Origin of the sequence: Kitasatospora sp. NPDC101176, from assembly GCF_044768035.1 — a bacterium.
GTDB lineage: Bacteria > Actinomycetota > Actinomycetes > Streptomycetales > Streptomycetaceae > Kitasatospora.
Genome location: NZ_JBIWPA010000014.1, coordinates 80343 through 103526, shown reverse-complemented (window position 1 = coordinate 103526; position 23184 = coordinate 80343). Strand labels below are relative to the sequence as shown.

The following is a 23184-nucleotide window of genomic DNA, read 5'->3' as shown; positions in this document are numbered from 1 at the left end:
CTGCCGTGCAGCGTGCCGCGCCATCCGCCGCGACGCCATGTGACGACCACCCGGCCTCCACTGCCCCGTCATGGCACCGACCGCCATGGCCCGCACCCGGCAGGCCCGGACCGGGGTGCTCCGGACGGCGACGGGCGGGACTTCGGTGCCCAGGACTTGGTCGCTCCGGGTGGTGCTTCGGGCCACGGTGCTCCGGGCCACGGCGCCGGATCAGAGCGCGGCGAGGACCCCGCAGAGCGCGAGGAGGCCGCAGATGCCGACGTTGACCAGCTTGTGGGCGAGGAAGACGGCGGCGAACTCCCGGATCGTCGCGCTCGGCCAGTAGTAGGCGGCGGTCGGCGACCCGAACACGTGCCCGTTGACGCCCGTCCTGCGGGCGGTCAGTGCGGCGCGGAACGCGTGGAAGTTGTTGGTGACCACCACGCAGTGGTAGTCCGGCTTGGCCCGCTCCATGATGGCCTTGCTGAACAGCAGGTTCTCCTCGGTGGTGCGCGAGCGGTCCTCGCGCTCGATGTGCTCGGCCGGGAAACCGCGTTCGACCAGGTAGTCGGCCATCGCGTGGGACTCCGGGAGCTTCTCGTCCGGGCCCTGCCCGCCCGAGGTGATGAGGACGGGCGGGTTGCCGCGCGCCGCCTGCTTGTCGTAGACCTCACGGCCGCGGTCGAGCCGGCTGGCCAGCAGGGGTGGGACGCGCTCGCCGCCGATCAGACCGGAGCCCAGCACCACGACGAAGTCCACGTCCCGGCGCGGTCGGTGGTGGCCGTACAGGAACGCGTACCCGACGAAGCAGAGAAACAGGAAGGAGACGTAGCCGACGACCAGCACGGCGGTTCCTGCCATGATCCCCACACGGGGAGACTTGGTGGCCACGGCCGCGACCAGCAGGGCGATGACACCGAGGATGCCCACCCCGGCGAGCAGCGACAGCAGGTTGGCGGGCCGCGTCCCCTCCTTGCGGATCATGGTCAGGCCGTTCGAGATCAGGAACCAGACCAGTGCCACGGTGCCCAGCGCCGGGAGCAGGATGATCGCCACGGCCGCCACCTCCGCCACCAGGGTCGGTGCCCTGCGCAGCTCGGCGAGCAGGGTGAGGCAGAGCAGCGTGACGGCGATACCGAGCAGGACGGCGTTGCTGAACCTGCGGCGGTCGCGCAGTACCCCGATCCCGAAGAGCAGGAAGAACAGGGCTGCTGGGGCATAGGCGATCATGCCTCGTATCGTAGGGTCCCCTCGTTCCCGCCCGGCCGGAGACCTCGAACGGCCCTCCCGGCGATGACCCGTGAGGCCCGTGAGGTGCCTCCCGCCAGCGCGGCCGGTGCGAGGCGCGGTGGCTACGCTACGGGGATGAGTGGTGTGCGGGCGGCGGGTGCCGTCGGGGGTGGCGTCGGTGACACGGCCGCGGGCGGGGGCTGGGCCGGCCTGTTCCGGGCGGAGCCGTCGGCGTGCGTGGCCGGGGCCTGGTTGCGGGGGCTGGGCTTCAACACCGGGGCACCGGAGGCGGTGCTGCTCTCGCTGCTGGACACGGGCACGTCGGCGTTCCTGCTGCGGACGAACCTGCCCGCCGGCGTGCTGGACGCCGCGGTCGACCATCCGCTGCGCCGGGTCTGGGGCATGGCGGCGGACTCGGGTCGACTCTCGGACGCGCACTGGGAGCGGCTGCTGGCCGCGAGACCTCCGGGGGCACTCCGCGAGACCCTGGCGGAGGTGGCGGCCGACCTGCGCGCGGACCGGCTGTGGCGGGCCCGGGTCGGGGTCGGGATCGAGTGGCCGCCGAGCGCCGGGTCGCGGCCGCCCGCGACGCCGGAGGGAATCGCCGCGATGGCGGAGGCCGTGCCCGCGATCGACCCCGGGCACCGGACGTACGCACTGTGGTGGGTGGCGGCGCTGCACGAGGACCCGGACGCCATGCGGCAGTTGGCGTCCTCGCCGAAGCTCTGGGTCCGCCGCAGCGTGGCCCGGGCACGGCGGCTGCCACCGGACGTACTGGAACGGCTGGCCCGGGACGAGGACCGGGCCGTGCGGCTGTTCCTCAGCGAGTCCTGCGAGGACGCGCCGGCGGAGGTGCTGCTCGACGTGTGGTGCTGGTGGTCGGGTTCGTTCTCGTTCCCGGGGCGGCCGCGCAACCACCCCAACTTCCCGCGCCACGACCTGCTGCGCTTCGCGGACGCGCCCGAGCCGAGGCTGCGCCTGCTGGCCCTCGACGACCCGTCCTCGACCGCGGCCCTGGCCGAGCGGTTCTGTCGCGATCCCGATCGGGAGGTGCGCGCCCGGGCGGCGCAGGATCCGCGGTTGTCGCCGGAGACCGTGGCCGGGCTGCTCGACGACGCCGACGCCTCGGTCCGGGCCTTGGCCCGTCGGCACCCGGCGCTGCCGACCGCGTGCCTGGTGCCGCTGCTCCTGGACGAGCGGACCGCCGAGGAGGCGGCCGGGAACCCGGCCGTGCCGGAAGCCGTGATGCACCGGATGGTCGCCGTGGCGGCGGCCGTCCGGGCCGGGGCCGCAGCGGCGGAGGCCCCGGCCCCCGCCGTCGTCCCCGGCGCACCGTAAGCCGGCAGGCCGGTCGCCGGTGCCCCGTCGCTCAGTCCTCCTGGGCGGCGAAGCGTTCGAGGGCGGCGAGGACGGCCGTGCGCATGGCGGGGCTGCCGGTGTGCCCGGACTCGTCGACGACGGTGAGGCTGGCGTCGGGCCAGGCCCGGGCGAGCTCCCAGGCGGTGTCGAGCGGCGAGCCGAGGTCGAGGCGCCCGTGGATCAGCTCGCCCGGGATGCCTGCCAGGCGGCCGGCGTCGCGCAGCAGTTGCCCATCGGCGAGGAAGGCGTCGTGGGCGAAGTAGTGGGCGGTGATGCGGGTGAAGGCCATCAGGTCGTCGTCGGGCCGGTCGGTGTAGGCGTTCGGCTTGCCGAGCGCCTCGTGGGCGATGACGGCGTCCTCCCAGGTGGCCCAGGCGTTGGCGGCGGTGCGCCGGACGGTCTCGTCGGGGCTGTTGAGGAGCCGGCTGTAGGCGGCGACGAGGTCACCGTCCCGGTCCTCGGCGGGGAGGTGTGCGCGGAAGGCCTGCCACGGGCCGGGCAGGAAGCGGGCGACGCCCCGGTAGAGCCAGTCGGTCTCCTCCGGGCGGGTCGTGGTGACGCCGCAGATGACGATCGCGGAGACCCGTTCGGGGTGGGTCTGGGCGTACGCGAGGATCAGCGTGGAGCCCCAGGAGCCGCCGTACAGCAGCCACTTCTCGATGCCGAGGTGTTCGCGCAGCCGCTCCATGTCGGCGATCAGCCGGTCGGTGGTGTTGTGCTCCAGACCGGTCGCCGGGTCGGCGGCGTGCGGTCGGCTGCGGCCGCAGCCGCGCTGGTCGAACTGGACGACGTGGTAGCGCTCGGGGTCGAAGTACCGCCGGGCGCCGGGCTGGTGGCCGGAGCCGGGCCCGCCGTGCACCACCGCGGCGGGCCGGCCGGCGGGGTTGCCGGAGGCGTTCCAGTGGATCTGCTGGCCGTCGCCGACGTCCAGCAGTCCCTGGGCGTAGGGCTGGTAGGGCGGGTAGGGCTCCGAGCGCGGGTGCGGGTGCGGGTGCGGCTCCGGGCGGGGGCGCGGTCCGGGCATGGCGGGCTCCTCCGTGGGCGGGCGGGCCGTCGTCGGGTCAGGCCCGTTCGGGCGGCAGCAGGGTGGCGAGGCCGTCGATGATGCGGTGGACGCCGAAGTCGAAGCGGGCGTCCATGCCGGGTTCGGTGAGGTCGCCGGCCAAGGCGACCAGGTTGGGGAAGTCCTCGGCGGGCAGGGCGCGGAAGCGGTCCCCGGCGGCGTCGACGATGGTGCGGCGGCTGGTGCCGAGGACCTCGGCGGCGGAGATCGGGGACTGTTCCTGGAGCACGAAGCCCTGGACGAAGGCGCCGAGCAGGTAGGTGGCCATGGCCGCGTCGGCGTCGGAGAAGCCGGCCGTGCGGAGGCGGTCGAGCTGGTCCTCCATCAGGGCGAGCAGGTGGGGGCCGGGGGCGAGGCGGCCGGAGACGACCTTGGCGGCGTCGCGGTTGTCGAGCAGGAGGCGGCGGTACCGACGGCAGTACTCGTGGAACTGCTCGCGCCAGCTGCCTTCGCGGGGCGGGGGTTCGGCGGAGGCCATCAGGGCGTCGGTGAGCAGGTCCAGCAGTTCCTGCTTGTTGCGGACGTGCCAGTAGAGCGAGGCGGCCTTGACGCCGACCTCGCTGGCGACCTTGCGCATCGACAGTCCGGCGAGGCCGTCCCGTTCGAGGACCCGTAGGGCGGCCCGGGTGAGCGCCTCCCTGGTCAGCGGGGGTGTCGTGTCGTCGTTGTCCGGCATGGCGGTGCGGATGCCTCCCGTGCTCTCAGGAATCCCGCTTGCAATCTAACACCGTTAGGGGCACTCTGTGCCTGTCGCGCCTGCCCCTAACACTGTTAGGGGTGTCGCCGCGGGTGCTGTCGGAGCGCCGGGGCCGGGGCCGGCTGTCGGGTTTCGAGGATCGGGAGGGTCTCATGGAAGAGTCGAGCGCCCGGCGCAAACGGCTCGCGCTACTGACGCTCTGCGTCACCATGTTCATGTCCATGCTGGACAACGTCATCGTCAACAACGCCCTGCCGCGCATCGGGCAGGACCTGGACGCCGGGATCAGCGGCCTCCAGTGGGTGGCCGAGGGATACAGCCTCGTCTACGCCGCACTCGTGCTGACCGGCGGTGCGCTCGGCGACCGCCACGGCCGCACCCGGGTCTTCCGGCTGGGCCTCGCACTCTTCACGGTCGGCTCCGCGCTGGCCGCCCTCGCCGGGACGATCGGCACGCTGGTCGGCGCCCGGATGGTCCAGGGCGTCGGAGCCGCGCTGCTCACCCCGGGCAGCCTGGCCCTGCTGCGCCACGTCTTCACCGACGAGCGCGAGCGCGCCAAGGCCATCGGCCTGTGGTCCGGTGTCTCGGCGCTCGGGCTCTCCATCGGGCCCGTGGTCGGCGGGCCGATGGTCGAACACCTCGGCTGGGCCAGCGTCTTCTGGATCAACGTGCCGATCGGCGTGCTCGGCCTGGTGCTCGCCGCACGCGTCCTGCCGGACATCCCGCCGCGCGCCCGCCGGATCGACCTCGGCGGCCTCGCCCTCTCCGCGACGGGCCTGGGCCTGCTGGTCTACGCGCTGATCGAGGGGCCGTCACGCGGCTGGACGGACCCCCGCGTGCTGCTCTGCGGCGCTGCGGCCGCCCTGCTGCTCGTCGCCTTCCTGGTGCTCGAACTGCGCCTCACCGAGCCGATGCTGGAGCTGAGGCTGTTCCGCGACGGCGCCCTGGGCGGCGCGCTGCTCAGCGGGTTCATGGTCAGCTTCGGCATCTTCGGCGCGCTGTTCTTCCTGCCGCTGCTGATGCAGGGCCCGCTCGGCTGGTCCCCGGCCGACGCCGGCTACGCCGGACTGCCGATGACCGGCATGATCGTCCTGGCCGCCCCGCTCTCCGGCCGGCTGACCGCCCGCCACGGGCCGCGGCCGCCGCTGGTGCTGGGCCTCCTGCTGTGCGCGGCGGGCCTCGGCGGACTGTCGCTGTACGGCGAGCACGCCCGCTACCCGGAGTACCTGTGGACCCTGTTCGCGATGGGCCTCGGGATGGGGATGACCTTCACCCCGGTGTCGATCGCGGTGCTCCAGCGGGTCTCCCCGGCCCAGACCGGGATGGCCTCGGCGACCATCAACACCCTGCGCGAGCTGGGCGGGGTCCTCGGGATCGCCGTGCTCGGCGCGGTGCTGACGAACCGGATGACCGACACCCTGACCGCGGCCCTGCACCGGCTCGGAGTCCCGCCGGGCGCGGTCGGCTCCATCGCCGACGCACCCGCCGGGGCGGCGGGCGGAGGCGCCGGGCACGGCGCCGGAGGTCCGGCGGTGGCGCTGCCCGGCCCGGTCCAGGAGGCCGTGGACGGGGCGTTCATCGACGGCATCCACCTCGCCGTGCGCTGCGGTTCGGCGGCGCTCGCCGTCACCGCCGTCCTGGTGGCCGTCCTGCTGGGCCGGGCCCGCCCGGTCGCCCCGGCCGGGAGCGGGCTTGCGCAGGCGGAGGCGCCGGCCGAGGCCGCTCGGGCCTGACGGCCGTGACGCGGGAAGGCGCCGGGCCCCGACGCCGCCGTCCCGGCGGGAGCGGACCTGACGCGAGCGGACGGGGACGCGGGCCACGGGCCCGGGCACGGGTGCCGCCCGGGCCGGGGCGGCCGGACCGGCCCGTGAAGCCAGTCCGGTCGCACCGCCCGGCAACACCGGCCGGCTGTACCGGCGCGGGCCCCCGCCGTCAGCGGACGCCCTCGACCGCCGCCTGCGCGGCACGGGCCAGCTCCCGCCGTGCCTCCGACCGTCCGGCCCCCGACCGTCCGGTGGCCGTCTGTCCGGTGCCCGCCTGTCCGGCGCCCGACCGCCCGGCCCCCGACAGCCCGGCCCCCGGCGCGGCCGGCGGCGGGATCGGGGGCAGGAACGTCACCTCCGCGACCAGGCCGCGCACCGCGACCACCCGGGCGAGCGAGGTGAGCAGTCCGTCGTCGCCGACGAAGGCGGGCACGCTGGTCGGCCGGCCGTCGGCGAGCCGGTAGCGGATCGTCACCGGTTGGACGAAGGCGCCCGCCTCCACCGCGGCCTGGAACAGCGCGGGCCGGAACCGGCCGCTCTCCCGCCCGCACCAGGTGGACCCCTCCGGGAAGACGATCACCGGGTGGCCGGAGCGCAGCACCTCGGCCACCGCCGTCACGGTGTCCGGCAGGGTGCGCAGCCGGTCGCGGTCCAGGAACACGGTGCCGCCCCAGGCGACCAGCGGTCCGAGCACCGGCCAGCGCCGGACCTCGGTCTTGGCCAGCGAGCGGCCCGGCCGTCCGGCCGCGATCAGCGGGATGTCCAGCCAGGACACGTGGTTGGCGACCACGAGCGTCCCGCCGCCGACCGCGCTCCCCGGGTGGACACCGCCGCCCGGCGTCCCGAGGTGCACGGTGACCCCGAGGGCGCGCAGCACGAGGCGCGACCAGCAGCGGGTGAGCCGGTCGCGGGTGTCCTGCGGCAGCAGCCGGACCGGAAGGCTGAGCACGACCCCGGCCAGCACCGTCACCAGACAGGCCGTCAGCCGCAGCACCCGCCGGGGGTGGGCCACGGCCGGCGCGGGGTCGGCCAGGCAGGTCTCGGGCCGGCAGGTGGCCGTCGGCAGCCAGACGCTCATGCCGACGCGCCGAGTGGTGAGGGCGCCAGCGGGGAGACACCGTCCCCGGACGGGCCCGCCGCCCCGGAGACGCCGCCGGCCCCGGACCGGCTCGCCCCGGACAGGCCCGACGCCCCGGACAGGAAGTGCCGCAGGTACCGCGGGTCGGTCCGCTCCAGCGACAGCAGCACGTACAGGTCGACGCAGTCGAAGTCCGGGTCGTACGCCGGCTCGCCGCAGACCCAGGCCCCCAGCCGCAGGTAGCCGCGGAGCAGGGCCGGCAGCGCGCCCCGCTCGGCGCGCGGCACGCCGGTGGCGTCCCAGCGGCGGCGCGGCGTGACCCGGTACTGCTGCGGGGCCAGGTGCTTGGCGCTGACTGTGTCCCAGACCCGGGCCGCCGTGGCGCCGCCGTCCTCCAGCCCGATGGAGCAGCAGCCGCCCACCCAGGTGTTGCCGGTGTCGGCGAGGTAACGGGCGATGCCGCCCCACATCAGGTTGATGACGGCGCCGTTGCCGCGGTGGTCGGGGCGGATGCAGGACCGGCCGAGCTCGACCAGGCCCGGGCGGACGGGCGCCAGGCCGGAGAGGTCGAACTCGCCGTCGGAGTAGAGCCGGCCGGCCCGGCGGGCGGCCTCGGGGCGCAGCAGCCGGTAGGTGCCGACGACGGCGCCGTGCTCGCCCTCGCGCACCAGGAGGTGGTCGCAGTACTCGTCGAAGGAGTCGATGTCCAGGCCGGCGACCGGGCTGTGCAGGACGGCGCCGAGCTCGGCGGCGAAGACCTCGTGGCGCAGCCGCTGGGCGGCCCGTACGTCGTCGGCGTCGCGGGCGAGGGAGACGGTGTAGCCGGTGGCCGGGGCCGGGCGGTTGCGGGGGGCGGGCACGGCCGGGGCATCGTGGGTGGGGGCGACTGCGGTCGGAGCGTACGTGGGGACGGTGGTCATGGCGGACCCTCCAGGGCAGCACGATCGGCGGCGCCCTGGGTCGCCAGGGCGCGGGCCGGTTCGCGGGCGCTGGGCTTGCACGCGAACCGGTCCCCGTATGTCTCTCCGAGCCGGTTGGCATCCACGTTGCGGCGTGGCGGAGCGCAGATGTGCAGCTGCTGAATGGGACCACCCGTCGTCTCCCGGTCATCTGCCGGGCACCGGGCGCTCGCCGGGCATGGGTGGACAGCCCCGGGGCGCGGTGCCCCGGGGCTGTCCACGACCCGTCCTAGTACGCCCGCCAGCCCGCCGGGTCGACCCCGCCCGGGACGGCGTCCGCGGGGCCGTAGGGCGCGCGGGTGAGGACGAAGGAGCCGAGGTCGAGGTGGCTGACGGTGCCGTCGGCCGCGCGGACCACCCGGAGGGTCTCGCCCGCGTAGTAGTTGTCCAGGCCGGTCCAGGTGCCGTCGGCCTCGGCGCGGAAGCGGGAGCCGCGGCCGTCCCCGGTGGCCGGGGCCAGTTCCAGGGCGCGGTCGGCGCGCAGCCGGAGGATCTGCGGCGAGGTCCCCCAGTACCACGGGCCGGTGAGCGCCAGCAGCTCCTCGTCGACCTCGGACAGCGGGCGCCAGGGCTCGGGCAGCCGGGGCTCGTGCGCGGCGGTGAGGGTGATCAGCTGTGAGGCGATCAGGGTGGTGGCGGCACCGGTGGTGGCGTTGGACAGCGCGATCCCGGCCAGGGCGTCCTCCTCGCTGACCCAGAGCCCGGCGGTGAAGCCGGGCATCGAGCCGGAGTGGCCGTACAGCACCCGGCCCTCGTGGCGGCGCAGTTGCAGGCCGAGGCCGTAGGAGTACGTCCAGTCGGCGTCGTCGGGGCCGACGGCGGGCCGGCGCATCTCGGCGACGGTGGCGGCGGCGAGCACCTTGTCGTCGCCGGCGGCGAGGAAGGCGGCCCAGCGGGCCAGGTCGGTGAGGGTGGACCAGAGCTGGCCGGCCGGGCCCATCAGCCCGGTGTCGGTGAGCGGCTCCGGCAGCATGACGTCGGCCCAGGGGTGGACGGCGAAGCCCCCGGCGTGCGGGTGCTCCGGCAGCAGGGTGGTGCGGTCCATGCCGAGCGGTTCCAGCACCTCGCGACGCAGCACCTCGCCCCAGGGCTCGCCGCGCAGCCGCTCGACCAGGGCGCCGAGCAGCGCGTACCCGGGGTTGGAGTAGTGGAACCGGCGCCCGGCCGGGTGCTTGTGGGCGCCCTCGGGCTCCAGCAGGTCGCCGAGGGCGGGGCGCAGCGCGCCGTCGGTCCGCTCCCACCAGGGGGCGGGGGTCTCGGCGGCGATCCCGGCGGAGTGCGCGAGCAGCTGGGCGACGGTGGCGCCGTCGGCGGGGGTGCCCGGCAGGTGGCGGCCGAGCGGGTCGGCGAGGTCGAGCAGGCCCTCGTCGCGCAGCCGCAGCACCAGGACGGCGACGAAGGTCTTGCTGATCGAGCCGATCCGGAACTGGACGTCCGGGGTCGGCGCGTGCCCGTCGACCATGCTGCGGGCGCCGCTCCACACCAGCCGGCCGTCCCGGACCACGCCGGCGACCAGGGAGGGCGTGCGGCTCTCGGCCTGGGCGACGGCGATGTGGTGCAGGAGGGCGCGCCGGGTGGTCGGCAGCAGCTCGTCGGGCTGGTCGGTCATCTGGTCCCCTGGGTCTCGGCGCGGAGGGCGGTCGGACGGCGGCCGGCCCGGGGCGAGGGAATCGGCCCGGGCCGGACGGAGTCAACCTAGTCACGCCGCCCCGGGGGATCCACTCGTTATCGGGTGGCGGCCGGGGACGCCCCGGTGGGCCGGTCAGTCCGGCAGCGGCGGGAGCTCGGGCCGCTGCAGCCAGGCCTCGAAGAGCGGCCCGAGCGGGGCGGTGGTGTACCGGGAGGCGTGGGCCAGCAGGTCCGCGGTGCCGACGACGCCGTGCCGGTTGACGCTGGTCCAGTCCCGGAGCATCGCGAAGAACGGTCCGTCGCCGAGGGCCCGCCGCAGCGCGTGCACGGCGAGGCCGCCGCGCTGGTAGAGCCGGTCGTCGAACATCAGCCGGCGGCCCGGGTCGGCCAGCCTGAGGTCCTGCGGGAGCCCGGCCAGCAGGGCGTGCGCGGCGGCCGCGTGGGTGGCGGCGACGGGGCCGCCGGCGTGCTCGGACCAGAGCCACTCCGCGTACTTGGCGAAGCCCTCGTTGAGCCAGATGTGCCGCCAGTTCGCGACGGTCACGCTGTTGCCGAACCACTGGTGGGACAGCTCGTGGGCGATCAGCCGCTCGCGCTCCCAGCCGCCGCCGAGGTGGTTGGTCCCGAAGGTGGAGACGCCCTGCGCCTCGACCGGGACATCCAGCTCCTCGTCCGCGACCACCACCGCGTACTCGCCGAACGGGTACGGCCCGAACACCTCGGTGAAGTACGCCAGCATCTCCGGCTGGCGGCCGAAGTCCCGGGTGAAGGCGGGGACCAGCCGGTCCGGGACGTACCCGGTCTGCGGCACGGACGGGCGGGCGGCCAGCGGCACCGGCCGGTAGTGGCCGATCGACACCGTCACCAGGTACGAGGAGGTCGGCGCGCTCTGCTCGTAGACCCAGGTGGTGCTGGACGCGCGGGTGGTGCGGGTGAGCAGCCGGCCACCGGCCACCACGGTGAACGGGGACGGCGTGGTGACCGCTATCTGGTACGTGGCCTTGTCGGCGGGCCGGTCGTTGCACGGGAACCAGGACGGCGCGCCGACCGGCTGGCTGGCCACCAGCGCGCCCTCGGTCAGCTCCTCCCAGCCCAGGCCGCCCCAGGGGCTGCGCACCGGCCGCGGGTTCCCGGTGTAGTGCACCTCGGTGGTGAACGCCGCGCCCGCCGCCAGCGCCTTGGCCGGGCGGATCCGCAGCTTGCCGCCGCGGTGGGTGTAGCGCGCGACCCGGCCGTCCACCAGCACCCGGCCGATCCGGAAGTCGGCGAGGTCGAGCGCGAACTCCGCGAGGCCGGTGTCCGCCACGGCGCTGAGCCGGGCCGAGGCGGCCAGCCGGTTCGGCCCGGGCCGGTAGTCCAGCGCCAGCTCGTAGCGGTGGACCCGGTAGCGGTGGTCCCCGCTCTGCGGGAAGTACGGGTCCGGGGTGCCGGCGGCCGCCGGGACGTGCTTGGACTTCACGGGGACGTGCGCTTCCTGAGGGCCGGGACGGGTGGTCACGACGTGGCCTGCCACGCCTCGATGGGGTTGCCCAGCCACCGCGTGTCGGCGGGGACGGACTCGGCGCGCATCACCAGCGAGGCCGGGCCCAGCGTGCTGCGCGCGCCGACCGTGCTGCCGGGCAGCACGATCCCGCCCGGGCCCAGGGTGGCGCCCTCGCGGAGGACCACAGTATCCATCCGCATGATCCGGTCGTGGAAGAGGTGGGTCTGCACCACGCAGCCCCGGTTGATGCTCACGCCGTCCCCGAGAGTGACCAGGTCCGCCTCCGGCAGCCAGTAGCTCTCGCACCACACGCCGCGCCCGACCCGGGCACCGAGCGCCCGCAGCCAGAGGTTGAGCACCGGGGTGCCCGGCACCGCGCCGACCAGCCACGGCACCGCCAGCACCTCGACGAAGGTGTCCGCGAGCTCGTTGCGCCAGACGAAGCCGCTCCACAGCGGGTGCTCCACGGCCCGGAAGCGGCCGACCAGCAGCCACTTCGCGGCCACCGCGACCAGGCAGGCCGCCGTGCCGGCGGCCAGCAGCACCAGGCCGGACAGCAGCGCGGCCGCGCCCACCGACCACGCGGCGGACAGCCGCGACAGCGCCGCGGCGGTGACGAGTCCGAGCGCCCCCGAGGCCAGCACCGGCAGCAGCCGGCCCAGCTCGACCAGTCCGCGCGCCCAGAGCAGCCGGGCCGGCGGCTCGTAGGTGAGGCTCTGGTCGGACTGGTCCGCGGCCCGGGGCAGCCGCATCGGCGGCATGCCCAGGTAGGAGCTCCCCTTCTTGGCCTTCGCCGGGGTCGCCGAGAGCACGCCGACCAGGCCGCGCTTGGGCACCGACCGGCCGGGCGCGGTCATCCCGGAGTTCCCGAGGAACGCCCGCTCGCCGATCTTCGCCTCGCCCAGCCGCACCCAGCCGCCGCCCAGCTCGTACGGGGCGATCAGGGTGTCGTCGGCCAGGAACGCGCCGTCGCCGACGGTGGTCAGGCTGGGCAGGGCCAGCACCGTGGAGACCTCGGCGCCGCGGCCGACGCGCATCCCGAGCGCCCGCAGCCACAGCGGCGTGACCAGCCCGGCGTAGAGCGGGAACAGCACCTCCCGGGCCCGGTCCATCAGCTGGGTGACGGTCCAGGCCTGCCACCCGATCCGGCCGTGCAGCGGGTGCACGCCTGGGGTGAGGCCGATGCTCAGCACGCGGACGGCGGCCACCAGCTGCGCGGCGTACACCGCGCCGAAGGCCAGCGTGGCCGGCAGCAGGCCGAGCAGGGCGTCGCCGAGGGCCGTGCCGAGGTCGCCGCCCTGCTGGACGAAGCCGGACAGGACGGCGAGGGCGGCCAGCGCGGGCAGCACCGGGAGCAGGCCGACCGCGGTGCCGGCGGCGCCGTACAGCGCGGCCCAGCGGGCCCGGCGGTGCGGGCGCTCCTTGGGCCAGGCCCGCTCGGCGCGGCCCAGCTTGACGGCGGGCGCGCCGCCCCAGCGCTGGCCGGTGGGCACCTGGCCGGTGACGCTGGAGCCGGCCACGACCTGGGCGTGCTTGCCGACCCGGGCGCCGGGCAGCAGGGTCGAGCGGGTGCCGACGACGGCGCCGGAGCCGACCTTGACCTGGCCGACCTCCAGGCGGTCGCCGTCCAGCCAGTAGCCGCACAGGTCCACCTCGGACTCGACCGCGCAGCCGCGGCCCAGCTTCAGCATCCCGGTGACCGGCGGCAGCGAGTGCAGGTCCACCTCGGGTGCGACCTTGGCGCCCAGCGCGCGGGCGTAGCGCACCAGCCACGCGCCGGAGAGCGAGGTGGCGCCGCTGAGCTCGGCGAGCCGCTCGGCGGCCCAGAGCCGCAGGTGGACGCCGCCGCCGCGGGGGAAGCTGCCCGGGCGCAGCCCGCGCAGCAGCAGCCGGGCGCCGCCGGCCGCGATCGCCAGCCGGCCCGCCGGGGTGTACAGCGCGAGGGCGCCCGCGCCGACCGCCCACCAGGAGGCGGTGGGGGCCCACGGGTAGTCGCCGAGGTGGGAGAGCAGGTTCCCGGCGGCCAGCAGGGCCACCGTCCAGCGCAGGCCGACCACGGTGAACAGCGGGATCAGCAGGAGCAGCTGCAGCAGCTTGGCCCGGGTGGGGACCAGGGTGACGGTGCGGGTTTCGCCGCTCTCGGCGGCGGTGCGCTCCAGGTGCCGGGCGAGCTTGCGCAGCGTGGGGTTCTGGTAGACGTCCAGCACGGCGGCGTTCGGGTACCGGGTGCGCAGCAGGGTGGTGAGCCGGGCGGCGGCCAGGCTGCCGCCGCCGATGGCGAAGAAGTCGTCGCGCGGGCCGCCGACCGTCACGCCGAGGATCTCGGACCACTGCTCGGCCAGCCAGGCCTCCGTGCCGTACAGCTGCTCGCTCCGGCCGGTGGTCTCCAGTTCGGGCAGCGGCCAGGGCAGGGCGTTGCGGTCGACCTTGCCGGAGGTGCGGGTGGGCAGGCTGTCGACCGTGGCGAGCAGCGGCACCAGGGCCGCCGGCAGCTCGGCCCGCAGCCGTTCGACGGCCTGCTCGCGGTCGAAGCCCTCCTGGACGACCAGGTAGCCGACCAGCAGCTGGTTGCCGCCGCGCGCGGTGCGCACGGCGGCGGCCGCGCCGGCCACGGCGGGCAGGGCCTGCAGGGCGGCGTCCACCTCGCCGAGCTCGATCCGGCGCCCGCCGAGCTTGATCTGCTCGTCGGTGCGGCCGAGGAAGAGCAGGCCGGCCGGGTCGGCCTGGACGAGGTCCCCGCTGCGGTAGGCGCGCTCCCAGCCGAGCGAGGGCAGCGGGGCGTACTTCTCGGCGTCCTTCTCCGGGTCGAGGTAGCGGGCCAGACCGACCCCGCCGATCACCAGCTGGCCGGTGCCACCGGCCTCGACCGGCTCACCGCCCTCGTCGACCACGGCGAGGTCCCAGCCGTCCAGCGGCAGGCCGATCCGCACCGGGCCCTCGCCGGTCAGCAGGGCGGCGCAGGCGACCACGGTGGCCTCGGTGGGGCCGTAGGTGTTCCACACCTCGCGACCCTCGGTGACCAGCCGCTGGACCAGCTCGGGTGGGCAGGCCTCACCCCCGAAGATCAGCAGTCGGACCTCGTTGAGGGACTCGGCGGGCCAGAGCGCGGCCAGGGTGGGGACGGTGGAGACGACGGTGATCTCCTGCTCGGCCAGCCACGGGCCGAGGTCGGCGCCGCTGCGCACCTGGGAGCGCGGGACGGGCACCAGGCAGGCGCCGTGCCGCCAGGCCAGCCACATCTCCTCGCAGGAGGCGTCGAAGGCGACGGACAGGCCGGCCATCACCCGGTCGCCGGGGCCGATCGGCTCGTCCTGGAGGAAGAGCGCGGCCTCGGCGTCGACGAAGGCGGCGGCGTTGCGGTGGGTGACGGCCACGCCCTTGGGGCGGCCCGTGGAGCCGGAGGTGAAGATGATCCAGGCGTCGTCGTCCGGGGCGGGGAGGCGGTCGTCGGCGGGTGCGCGCTCCGTGGTGACGCTGAGGGTGCGGTCGGCGCCGAGCACCGCGGCGACCCCGGCCTCCCCGAAGACCAGCTGGGCGCGCTCGTCCGGGTCCTCGGCGTCCACCGGGACGTAGGCGGCGCCGGCGGCGAGCACGGCCAGGATGGAGACGTACAGGTCGTTGGTGCCGGAGGGCACCCGCACGCCGACCCGGTCGCCGGGGCCGATCCCGGCGGCGGCCAGCCGGCGGCGCAGCTGCTCGACCTCGGTGACCAGGGCGCGGTAGCTGAGCACGCGGCGCCCGTCGTCCAGGGCCGGCTCGTTGGGGTGGGCCCGGACGGTGGCGTCCAGGACGTCGACCAGGGTGCGCGGTGCGGGGGCCGGGCGGCTCGGCAGCACGGCTCGTTCCGGCAGGGTGCGGGGCGGCGTGGCGTACTGCTCCGGATGGTTCGGTTCAGCGGTCATGACAGCCGTGCGCTCCTCGTCCTCGCCCCGTTCCGACCGATGTCCGGCCTGGGGGGCGGTGGGAGAACTCACCCGGTCGGGTGACCCCACTCCGGGGCCGGAGCGGACAACCCGACCGATGGTAGTCCTGCCCCGGACGATCCGTCTGGGTCGACACTCGACCCAACTGGGCTGGAACTGGCCGAATCTGACGCTTCGTCAGTCAACAACTGAGGCTTACCGTGAGTGATGTGACGACGCGTCAGTCGAATTGACGGATCGTCAGATCGAATTCTCCATCGTGATCCACACCACAGTGAATGCTGCTCCTTTCGGGTGGATGCCCCGCGGTGCGCCCGCCGGCCGGCCCCGGAGGGGGGCCTTCCGACGGGCGCTCCGTGGGCTCCGGCCGGTCAGCCGAAGTGGTGCAGGTGCTCATGGAGGAAGGCCTCCATGGTACGCGGGAGGCGTCCGGTCAGGCGGGCGAAGGTGTCGTCCGGGGCCTCCGGGCGGACCACCGCGAGCTGCTGGATCTCCACCACGTGGGCCGCCAGCCAGGGCGGCATCCCACCCCGCTCGACCAGGTGGGCGTACAGTCCGGCCGGGGTCAGGTCCACGTACTGCACCGGCCGGTCGAGCAGGCGGCCCAGCAGTGCGGTGAGCTCCGGGTAGCCGTACGCCCGGCCGCCGGTGAGCGGGTACGTCCGGCCGGCCAGCTCCGGGCGGGTGAGCACCTCGGCGGCGGCGTCGCCGATGTCCCGGACGTCGACGTAGTTGCAGCGGGCCTGGCCGAGGGCGCCGTGCACCACCCCGGCCGCGGCGATCCCGGGGGCCAGGAGCAGCAGCTTCTGCATGAACGCGTAGGGCCGCAGCACGGTCGCCGTGGCGCCGGAGGCGCGCAGCCGCTCCTCGACCAGGTGGTGGCCGCGGGAGACCGCGACCGGGGAGTCCGGCTCGGCGGCGGGTGCGGAGACCTTGACGACGTGCTCCACGCCGCTCTCCAGCGCCACCTCGATGGCGGTCAGCTCGTGCTCCAGCTGGAGCGGGCCGTTCGCCATGGTGAGGAACAGCTGGTGGGCGCCGCGGAAGGCCTCGCGCAGCGAGTGCGGATCGGCGGCGTCGGCGTGGGCCGTCTCGGTGAGCGCCAGGGTGCGGTCGTCGAGACCGGCGGCGAGCCGGGCGGGGTCGCGGCTGAGCGCGCGGGTCGGCACGCCGAGGTGGGCGAGGCTGCGCAGGGTGGCGCCGCCGGTGGCGCCGCCGGCGCCCATGATGACGATCATGAGGTCTGTCCTTCGGGCTGGGGGTGGGTGGGGATCCGGTGCTGCGGGGGCCGGGCCGGGCGGCTGCCGCGCCAGCGCCAGGTGATCACGGTGGTCGCGATCGCCGAGGAGAGCGGCAGGTCGACCGGGAGGCGGCCGGGCCACGGGCTGTCGGCCAGCGCCGGCAGCTGGGGCAGCCAGTGCGCGGCGGCCAGGCCGACGGCCAGGGCGAGCGCGGTGGCGGGCAGGGCGAACAGTGCGGCCAGCAGGGCGCGCGGCGGCCGGCGGGTCCAGGAGTTCGCGGGCCGCCTGCGCAGCGCGGCGCCGACCAGGGCCGCCACGAGGGCGGAGGTGCCGCCGATCGTGGTGGCCGCGGCGACCACCAGCTCCGGCTGCCGGGAGACGGCCCCGCCGATGCCAGCCGTCACGGCGGGCATCGCGTACGAGACCAGGACCTCGCGCCACAGGGTGAACGGCGGCGGTGCGCCGGATGCCTTCTTGCTCGCGGGTGCCTTCTTGTTCACCGGTGACTCCTCGGGGTGATGGGCTGCCTGGCCATTGGTAATTAGGTGCCTAACTATTGGGGCGTGAAAAGGGCGGGCCACCTGAGGGGGCCCGCCGGTGCGGCCCGGGCCGGTGCGGCCGGGGCCGGTTCGGTCCGTCGGGTCCGTGTGGCCGGTCCGGTCAGTCCGCGGTCAGCGCGTCGGCACCCGCGACCACCCGGGCCAGCAGGTCGAGGAAGACGGCGCGCTCCTCGACCGAGAGGTCGCCGACCAGGGCCTGCATCCGGGCGAAGTGCTCCGGGGCCAGGTCGCGCAGCTTCTGCGCGCCGCGCGCGGTGAGGACCACCACGTTGCCGCGGCCGTCCTCGGTCGACGGGCGGCGGGCCACCAGGCCCTCCCGTTCCAGGCCGTCGACCAGGCCGGTGACGGTGGCCCGGGAGACGCCGAGGCTCGCCGCGAGCTGGGAGGGCGACTTCTCGCCGCCGTGGTCCTCCAGGTCGGCCAGCAGTCGGTAGCGGCCGGTGGAGAGCCCGAAGCGGGCGAAGTGCACCTCCCCGGCCTGGCCGATCCGGGCGCCCGCCGCCATCAGCCGGGCCGCCACCAGGACGGCCTGCGGGTCGGCCGTCAGGCCGTAGCGGGCGATCTGGCGGCGCGCCTGGTCCAAGGTGGGAGCGCCGGTGCCGGTGCCGGGGTGCTGCGTCATGAAAGTAGTATGGTGCCTAATCAGATCTCCGGTCAAGTCCCGGGGTGATGACGTCCGGCAGCGCGAACGCGAGGTCCGCGTGCGAGGCCCGCCCCTGCCCCGGCACCGCGCCGACCGCGCTCCCGGGCGGGCCCACCGGCACGCCAGGGAGGGCTTCCGGCGGCGCGTCGGATCGGCCACCATGGACGCACGTCGGCGATCCGAGGGGGAGGGCGAGCGGGGGTGGGGACGTCCCGGACGGGCGACCGGAGCGGGCCGGAGGAGGCCGGACCCGTGCCGTGGCTGGTGCTGGCCTGCCTGGTCGGGCTGCTGCTGGCCCACGTCGTGCTGACGAACTTCACCGAGGAGCTGCGGGCCGCGCTGTGGGGCGAGCCCGGGACGGTGGTCCGAGCCGAGTGCCGGACGTACGACGACACCGTGGCCAACGCCGGGACGTCGACGTCCTGTTCGGGCACCTTCACCCCGGAGGGCGGCGGCCCGTCGTTCGACGTCCACGTCGAGGGCGACGTCGGCTCGCAACCGGTCCGTGCGTGGCTGGTGGACGGTGCGTCGGGCGCCGCGTACGTCTCGCCGACGGTGTGGGCGGGGGTGCTCCCGGTGGGGCTCTCCCTCCTCCTGGCCGGACTCCCGGCGGCGGTGGCGGTGGGGTACGCGCGCCGCGTCCGCGCACAACGTTCCGGAGACCGCGCACAACGTTCCGGAGACCGCCGTCGAGGACCGGACCCGGAGCAGGAGTGAGGCGGCGGCGGCCTCCTCCGGACCCCGGTCCGCGGGGCGTCCCCGATTCGGGTGAAGGTTCGTCCACCGAGCGACGCAGTGGCGGGCGGGCGCCGTAGCCTCGAGTGCCGACCCGGCGCGACGAGTTGCGCGATCCGGTTCGGAGCCGCCCGAACTCGCCGCACCGGAAGGGTCGTCGACAGAATGACACGCTCCTCGGACAGCAACGACGCACCGGCCGGCGGGCCCTCCCGCCGCGGGCTGCTCAAGATCGGCATCGGCGTCGCGGTGGGGGCCGGGGCCCTCGGCTCCGGCGCCCCCGCGGCGCTCGCCGGCGGCCCGAACGACCCGACGGGCCCGACCATCGCCGTCAAGGTGAAGAACCTCAGCGGCCCCGTCGAGACCGGTCCGTTCGCCGCGCCGTGGACCGACCTCGGGATCCCCGTGCGCTGCCCGGACGGCACCATGCTCTTCGTCTGCGGCGACACCTTCGACGGCGACCGGGTCGGCTCGGCCGACTGGCGGGCCCCGGTCGGCCTGCGCTCCAGCAGCGCGGACCCGAACAACCTGCGCATCGACGGCAGCGTCGGCGGCGGCCACGCGAACAGCCTCGTCGACGAGCCGCACAACCCCGTCGGCGACGGGTTCACCACGGCGATCCCGTCCGACGTCTTCGTCGTCGACGGCGTGCTGTACATGCACCTCATGCGCGGCGTCATCTACGACACCCACCACACCGACTTCTGGCGCTCCACCGACAACGGCGAGACCTGGGAGTACCTCTGCCAGTGGCCGGGAGACCTGCACGGAGGTCAGTTCCAGCAGAAGACGTACGCCGTGGCCGACGACGGCTACTGCTACGTCCTGTCCACGGTCTTCAACCGCGAGGTGGAGTCGGGGATGCTGCTGCACCGGGTGCGGCAGGACGGCCTCGGCGATCCGGGCGCCTACGAGCCGTGGGGCTACGTCGACGGCGGGTGGAGGTGGGGCGCGCCCGCCCCGACGACCGTCCTCGGCACCCGCAGGTGGGGCGAGACGTGCTTCCGCGCGATGGACGGCAAGTACGTCCTGACCTGGCTGAACACGGCCCCGCTGTCGATCAGGGCGATGGTCTTCCCCCTGCCGACCTCGGACCTGACCAGGACGCTGGAGCAGACCATGATCCTCCCCGGCACCCCGGGGCAGGAGGTCGGCAACCTCGTCGCCAGCCCGTACGGCGGCTTCGTCGTCCCCGGCTCGACGTTCGGGGACTTCCACATCGTCGTCAGCCAGTGGTACGACCCGACGAACTACCGGATCATGCAGTACCGGGTCGGCATGCTCTCCTGAGCCCGTCGCGGGTCCGCCGCGGTCCGCCGGAGTTCACCGCGGTCCGCGGGAGTTCACCGCACGGCCCGCGCGGCGTGCGGGGGAGCGGGATCGAGTCGTACGGGAACGGATCGGCGCCGCGTCGCGTCTCGACAGGGGACGAACGGGCGTGGACCGGGCCCGGCCGACGGGCGTGAACGGCCCTGCGGGCACCCGGACGCCGCGCCCGGTGGCGACGAGGACAGCGGGAGACAGGGATGAATTCGAGTGCGAGCCGGCGCGGCGTTCTCACCGGGGCGGCCGCGGCGGCCCTCGCCGTCGCCCTCCCCACCGGCGGCCGGGCGTTCGCCCGGGGCGTGGACGGGAACGGGAGCGCGGACGGGGACGCGGTCGGGCGGCGGCTGCGCGCCCTCGAACAGGCGCACTCCGCGCGGCTGGGGGTCTTCGCGCACGACACCGGCACCGGCCGGACGGTGTCGTACCGGGCCGACGAGCTGTTCCCGATGTGCTCGACCTTCAAGACCGTCGCGGTGGCCGCGGTGCTGCGGGACCTCGACCGCGACGGCGAGTTCCTCGCCGAGACGATCACCTACACCGCGCAGGACGTCACGGACTCCGGCTACGGCCCGGTGACCGGCCTGCCCGAGAACCTCGCCGGCGGCATGACCGTGGCCGCGCTGTGCGCCGCGGCCATCGACCACAGCGACAACGCGGCGGCCAACCTCCTGCTCCGGGAGCTCGGCGGACCGGACGCGGTGACCCGCTTCTGCCGCTCGATCGGGGACGGCGTGACCCGGCTCGACCGGTGGGAGCCCGCGCTGAACTCGGCGGAGCCGGGGCGGGTGACGGACACCTCGAGCCCGCGCGCCCTCGGCCGGACCTACGCGCGGCTCGCCCTCGGGGACGCCCTCGACGGGCCGGACCGGCAGCGCCTGACCGGGTGGCTGCGGGGCAACACCACCAGCGGCAAGCGCTTCGGGGCCGGGCTGCCCGCGGGTTGGGTCCTCGCGGACAAGACGGGCACCGGCAGCTACGGCACCACCAACGACGTGGGCCTCACCTGGCCGCCCGGCCGCGCTCCGATCGTCCTGGCGGTCCTCTCCACCAAGCGCGACGCCACCGCGGGGGCGGACGAACCGCTGGTCGCCGCCACCGCCGAGCTGCTGGCGGCGACGCTCGCCTGATCCTGATCCTGATCCTGATCCTGATCCTGACCTGACGGGACGGCGGCCGCCCGGGAGGCGCCGCCCCACGGACGGCCGGACGCCGGGGCGCGTCCGGCCGTCCGGCGCGTCGGGGAGGAGGGCCGAGCTCCGCCGAGCGGCCCGCCCGCGCCGATCGCCGACGGTCGGTCGGCTGAGTCATCATCAGGTCAATCAACCGTCAAGTTGCGCCATTCACAGAATAATCGGGCGCCGTAAGGGGTGGTGCGCAAAAGATTTACGGTGCTTCCAGGTCTTCACACGGACTTCTCAGACTGACAGGCTGGGGCCGCCCTTTTCAGTACGGAGGAGGTTCCTTGTCCCGTATATCCACGCTGGCCGGAGCAGTCACCTGCGCCCTCGCCCTCGTCACCGGAACCGCCGTCGCGGCGTCGGCGGCACCGATCGACCAGATACCCGGTGCGGCGGCCGAGGCGAAGGTCGACCCTGTCAACTGGACCCCGTGCAACCCGGATCCGACCAAGCCGGACCCGGGCATCTACGACTGTGCCGTCTACCCCGTGCCGCTGGACTACGACAACCCGTCCGGTGAGAAGGTCGGCATCGCGATGATGCGGCGGCGCGCGAGCGACCCGTCGAAGCGGATCGGCTCGCTGTTCCTCAACCCCGGCGGCCCCGGCGGCAGCGGTTACCTGTGGGCGACCACGACGCGCTTCGGCACCGAGGTGCAGTCCCGGTTCGACCTGGTCGGCTTCGACCCGCGCGGTGTGGCCCGGAGCAACCCGCTCAAGTGCTTCAAGACCCAGGAGGACGCCGACGCGGTCAACAACCGCATGGTCGGCGTGCCGGTCACCAAGGCCGAGATCGCCGAGACGCTGGACGCCGACCAGGACTACACCGACGCGTGCAGCAAGAACGCCGGCCCGCTGATCGAGCACATGTCGACCATCAACGTGGTGCGCGACCTGGACCGGATGCGCCGCGCCGTCGGTGACTCCAAGCTCACCTTCGCCGGCTTCTCCTACGGCACCCTGATCGGCTCGACCTACGCCAACATGTACCCGAACAAGGTGCGCGCGATCATCGTCGACGGCAACGTCGACCCCGACCTGCGCCTGCACGACGGCCTCGAGTACGACCGGCAGCGGGCGGGCGGCTTCGAGCTGGCCCTGGACGAGTTCCTGAAGCGCTGCCAGGCGGCCGGTGCCCCGCGCTGCGCCTTCGGCGAGGGCGACACCCGGGCCAAGTTCGACCAGCTGCGCGACCACCTGCGGACCAGCCCGGTCAACCTGCCCAACGGCAGCCAGGTGACGCTGAGCACCTTCACCAGCGAGGTGGCCAGCGCGCTGTACTCGCAGGCCAAGCTGGCGCCGCTGGCGAAGTCGCTGCAGGCGACCTACCAGCTGACCCAGAAGCCGGCCGCGGCCGCCCTGGTGGCGCCGAAGGCGAACGTCGCGGACGACGACGCCAACCTGCTCGCGGTCAACGCGCCGCGGGCGCTGCGGGAGGCTCCGGCGGACTCCGAGTACACCGCCGACGACTCCTACATGGGCGTCAACTGCCAGGACAAGCCGTACCCGTCGAACGACCGGACCTTCGCCAACGTGGCCAAGGCCTGGGAGAAGGCCTCGCCGACCTTCGGCCGCTACCAGGCCTTCGACGCGCCGGCCTGCGCGAGCTGGCCGGCCCCGGCCCGGGACGCCGAGCGCTTCACCGGCCCGTGGAACAAGAAGACCTCGAACACCGTGATGGTGATCGGGAACCTCTACGACCCGGCCACCCAGTACAAGTTCGCCCAGCGGATGCAGCAGGAGCTGGGCAACGCCGTGCTGGTGAGCGTGGACTCGATCGAGCACTGCGCCGTCGGCCGCAGCAAGGCCCTCAACGCGCTCGTCACCCGCTACCTGGTGGACGGCACCGCGCCGCAGCCGGGCCAGCTGCTGAAGCCGGACGCGGAGATCTTCCCGGCGGTCTGAGCGGTGGACACCCCTGCACGGTAGACGCGTGCGGGCGGACGCGGTGGTCGGCGGTCCCGCCGGCCACCGCGTCCGTGTCTTCCGCACGGCACCGCGGAAGGCCGCCGCGCGAAATACGGCGGACCGGGAAACGGCGCCCGGGGTATCGTGCCGCGCATTCGGCGGTGGATCGTCGTCGAACCTCGCGGGGGAGCGATTTCGGATCGTCGCCGAGAACGCGGCCCGCGTCACCGACAAGGGGCCGTCGAGCCGCCGATGCCCCGAATTCCCGCCCGCCCGGGTCGGCCCTGCCGTACGGGTGCGAACAGGGGGGCGTCCGGCGCGGCCCCGGGGCCGCCGGTGCCCCCGCCCGCCCGCCACCGGATGCGCGTGCCGGTGGCGGGGCGCAGGGTCGAGGTAGGCGCGGGCGAAGCGGCCCCGCCGAGGGGCGTGCG

Annotated in this window: 17 protein-coding genes; 6 read left to right on the top strand and 11 right to left on the bottom strand. The window is 75.0% G+C overall.

What is annotated here, in order from left to right; genetic code table 11:
• Nucleotides 1-210: 210 nt before the first annotated feature.
• Nucleotides 211-1209 carry a YdcF family protein gene (locus ACIRS1_RS20705; RefSeq protein WP_402841815.1) on the bottom strand — a complete coding sequence of 333 codons (999 nt, stop codon included), beginning with the start codon at nt 1207-1209 and terminating at the stop codon, nt 211-213.
• A 135-nt stretch (nt 1210-1344) separates the two neighbouring features.
• Between ACIRS1_RS20705 and ACIRS1_RS20700 the strand changes: the two genes are divergently transcribed.
• Nucleotides 1345-2547: a hypothetical protein gene (locus ACIRS1_RS20700; protein ID WP_402841812.1), complete on the top strand. Its 1203-nt coding sequence runs from the start codon at nt 1345-1347 to the stop codon at nt 2545-2547.
• 31 nt (nt 2548-2578) lie between these two features.
• On the opposite strand, the gene pip is transcribed toward ACIRS1_RS20700, so the two are convergent.
• Nucleotides 2579-3592, bottom strand: a complete 1014-nt coding sequence (gene pip / locus ACIRS1_RS20695; protein ID WP_402841809.1) for a prolyl aminopeptidase — start codon at nt 3590-3592, stop codon at nt 2579-2581.
• Nucleotides 3593-3629: 37 nt separating this feature from the next.
• Nucleotides 3630-4307, bottom strand: coding sequence for a TetR/AcrR family transcriptional regulator C-terminal domain-containing protein (locus ACIRS1_RS20690; protein WP_360213741.1), 678 nt, complete (start codon nt 4305-4307; stop codon nt 3630-3632).
• A gap of 173 nt (nt 4308-4480) precedes the next feature.
• On the opposite strand from ACIRS1_RS20690, the gene ACIRS1_RS20685 reads away from it, so the two are divergent.
• Nucleotides 4481-6061 carry an MFS transporter gene (locus ACIRS1_RS20685; protein ID WP_402841805.1) on the top strand — a complete coding sequence of 527 codons (1581 nt, stop codon included), beginning with the start codon at nt 4481-4483 and terminating at the stop codon, nt 6059-6061.
• 199 nt (nt 6062-6260) lie between these two features.
• Here ACIRS1_RS20685 and ACIRS1_RS20680 read toward each other — a convergent pair whose 3' ends face one another.
• The 8 genes from ACIRS1_RS20680 to ACIRS1_RS20645 form a co-directional block, all read right to left on the bottom strand.
• A complete protein-coding gene (locus ACIRS1_RS20680) occupies nt 6261-7169 on the bottom strand; it encodes a lysophospholipid acyltransferase family protein (protein ID WP_402841802.1) in 909 nt (302 codons plus the stop codon).
• Entirely contained in the window at nt 7166-8089 is a 924-nt protein-coding gene (locus tag ACIRS1_RS20675) for a GNAT family N-acetyltransferase (RefSeq protein ID WP_402841799.1), read from the bottom strand. Before ACIRS1_RS20675 ends, ACIRS1_RS20680 begins: the two co-directional genes overlap by 4 nt.
• Before the next feature lie 268 nt (nt 8090-8357).
• Entirely contained in the window at nt 8358-9737 is a 1380-nt protein-coding gene (locus tag ACIRS1_RS20670; RefSeq protein WP_402841796.1) for a serine hydrolase domain-containing protein, read from the bottom strand.
• A gap of 153 nt (nt 9738-9890) precedes the next feature.
• The gene (locus ACIRS1_RS20665; RefSeq protein WP_402841794.1) at nt 9891-11216 is read right to left on the bottom strand and encodes a M1 family metallopeptidase; all 1326 of its coding nucleotides are present in this window, start codon (nt 11214-11216) and stop codon (nt 9891-9893) included.
• Nucleotides 11217-11251: 35 nt separating this feature from the next.
• Nucleotides 11252-15142, bottom strand: coding sequence for a Pls/PosA family non-ribosomal peptide synthetase (locus tag ACIRS1_RS20660; RefSeq protein ID WP_402841792.1), 3891 nt, complete (start codon nt 15140-15142; stop codon nt 11252-11254).
• A 392-nt stretch (nt 15143-15534) separates the two neighbouring features.
• Nucleotides 15535-16401 carry an NmrA family NAD(P)-binding protein gene (locus ACIRS1_RS20655; protein WP_402841789.1) on the bottom strand — a complete coding sequence of 289 codons (867 nt, stop codon included), beginning with the start codon at nt 16399-16401 and terminating at the stop codon, nt 15535-15537.
• Entirely contained in the window at nt 16398-16904 is a 507-nt protein-coding gene (locus tag ACIRS1_RS20650) for a hypothetical protein (protein ID WP_402841786.1), read from the bottom strand. Before ACIRS1_RS20650 ends, ACIRS1_RS20655 begins: the two co-directional genes overlap by 4 nt.
• A gap of 160 nt (nt 16905-17064) precedes the next feature.
• Nucleotides 17065-17586, bottom strand: a complete 522-nt coding sequence (locus tag ACIRS1_RS20645) for a MarR family winged helix-turn-helix transcriptional regulator (RefSeq protein WP_402841783.1) — start codon at nt 17584-17586, stop codon at nt 17065-17067.
• 273 nt (nt 17587-17859) lie between these two features.
• On the opposite strand from ACIRS1_RS20645, the gene ACIRS1_RS20640 reads away from it, so the two are divergent.
• The 4 genes from ACIRS1_RS20640 to ACIRS1_RS20625 all read left to right on the top strand — a co-directional run bounded on the left by ACIRS1_RS20640 (nt 17860) and on the right by ACIRS1_RS20625 (nt 22750).
• Complete coding sequence (locus ACIRS1_RS20640) at nt 17860-18324, top strand: hypothetical protein (RefSeq protein ID WP_402841781.1); 465 nt, start codon at nt 17860-17862, stop codon at nt 18322-18324.
• Between the two features lie 183 nt (nt 18325-18507).
• A complete protein-coding gene (locus ACIRS1_RS20635) occupies nt 18508-19632 on the top strand; it encodes a DUF4185 domain-containing protein (RefSeq protein ID WP_402841778.1) in 1125 nt (374 codons plus the stop codon).
• Between the two features lie 236 nt (nt 19633-19868).
• A complete protein-coding gene (bla, locus tag ACIRS1_RS20630) occupies nt 19869-20795 on the top strand; it encodes a class A beta-lactamase (protein WP_402841775.1) in 927 nt (308 codons plus the stop codon).
• Nucleotides 20796-21130: 335 nt separating this feature from the next.
• Nucleotides 21131-22750, top strand: coding sequence for an alpha/beta hydrolase (locus tag ACIRS1_RS20625; RefSeq protein WP_360213765.1), 1620 nt, complete (start codon nt 21131-21133; stop codon nt 22748-22750).
• The last annotated feature ends 434 nt before the right edge of the window (nt 22751-23184 follow it).

What these genes read in the sequence shown, in the direction of transcription:
- ACIRS1_RS20680 (WP_402841802.1), bottom strand. Translation starts at nt 7,169, where the DNA reads ATGAGCGTCTGGCTGCCGACGGCCACCTGCCGGCCCGAGACCTGCCTG.
- ACIRS1_RS20675 (WP_402841799.1), bottom strand. Translation starts at nt 8,089, where the DNA reads ATGACCACCGTCCCCACGTACGCTCCGACCGCAGTCGCCCCCACCCAC.
- ACIRS1_RS20655 (WP_402841789.1), bottom strand. Translation starts at nt 16,401, where the DNA reads ATGATCGTCATCATGGGCGCCGGCGGCGCCACCGGCGGCGCCACCCTG.
- ACIRS1_RS20660 (WP_402841792.1), bottom strand. Translation starts at nt 15,142, where the DNA reads ATGACCGCTGAACCGAACCATCCGGAGCAGTACGCCACGCCGCCCCGC.
- ACIRS1_RS20635 (WP_402841778.1), top strand. Translation starts at nt 18,508, where the DNA reads ATGACACGCTCCTCGGACAGCAACGACGCACCGGCCGGCGGGCCCTCC.
- ACIRS1_RS20690 (WP_360213741.1), bottom strand. Translation starts at nt 4,307, where the DNA reads ATGCCGGACAACGACGACACGACACCCCCGCTGACCAGGGAGGCGCTC.
- pip (WP_402841809.1), bottom strand. Translation starts at nt 3,592, where the DNA reads ATGCCCGGACCGCGCCCCCGCCCGGAGCCGCACCCGCACCCGCACCCG.
- ACIRS1_RS20685 (WP_402841805.1), top strand. Translation starts at nt 4,481, where the DNA reads ATGGAAGAGTCGAGCGCCCGGCGCAAACGGCTCGCGCTACTGACGCTC.
- ACIRS1_RS20700 (WP_402841812.1), top strand. Translation starts at nt 1,345, where the DNA reads ATGAGTGGTGTGCGGGCGGCGGGTGCCGTCGGGGGTGGCGTCGGTGAC.
- ACIRS1_RS20670 (WP_402841796.1), bottom strand. Translation starts at nt 9,737, where the DNA reads ATGACCGACCAGCCCGACGAGCTGCTGCCGACCACCCGGCGCGCCCTC.
- ACIRS1_RS20705 (WP_402841815.1), bottom strand. Translation starts at nt 1,209, where the DNA reads ATGATCGCCTATGCCCCAGCAGCCCTGTTCTTCCTGCTCTTCGGGATC.
- bla (WP_402841775.1), top strand. Translation starts at nt 19,869, where the DNA reads ATGAATTCGAGTGCGAGCCGGCGCGGCGTTCTCACCGGGGCGGCCGCG.
- ACIRS1_RS20645 (WP_402841783.1), bottom strand. Translation starts at nt 17,586, where the DNA reads ATGACGCAGCACCCCGGCACCGGCACCGGCGCTCCCACCTTGGACCAG.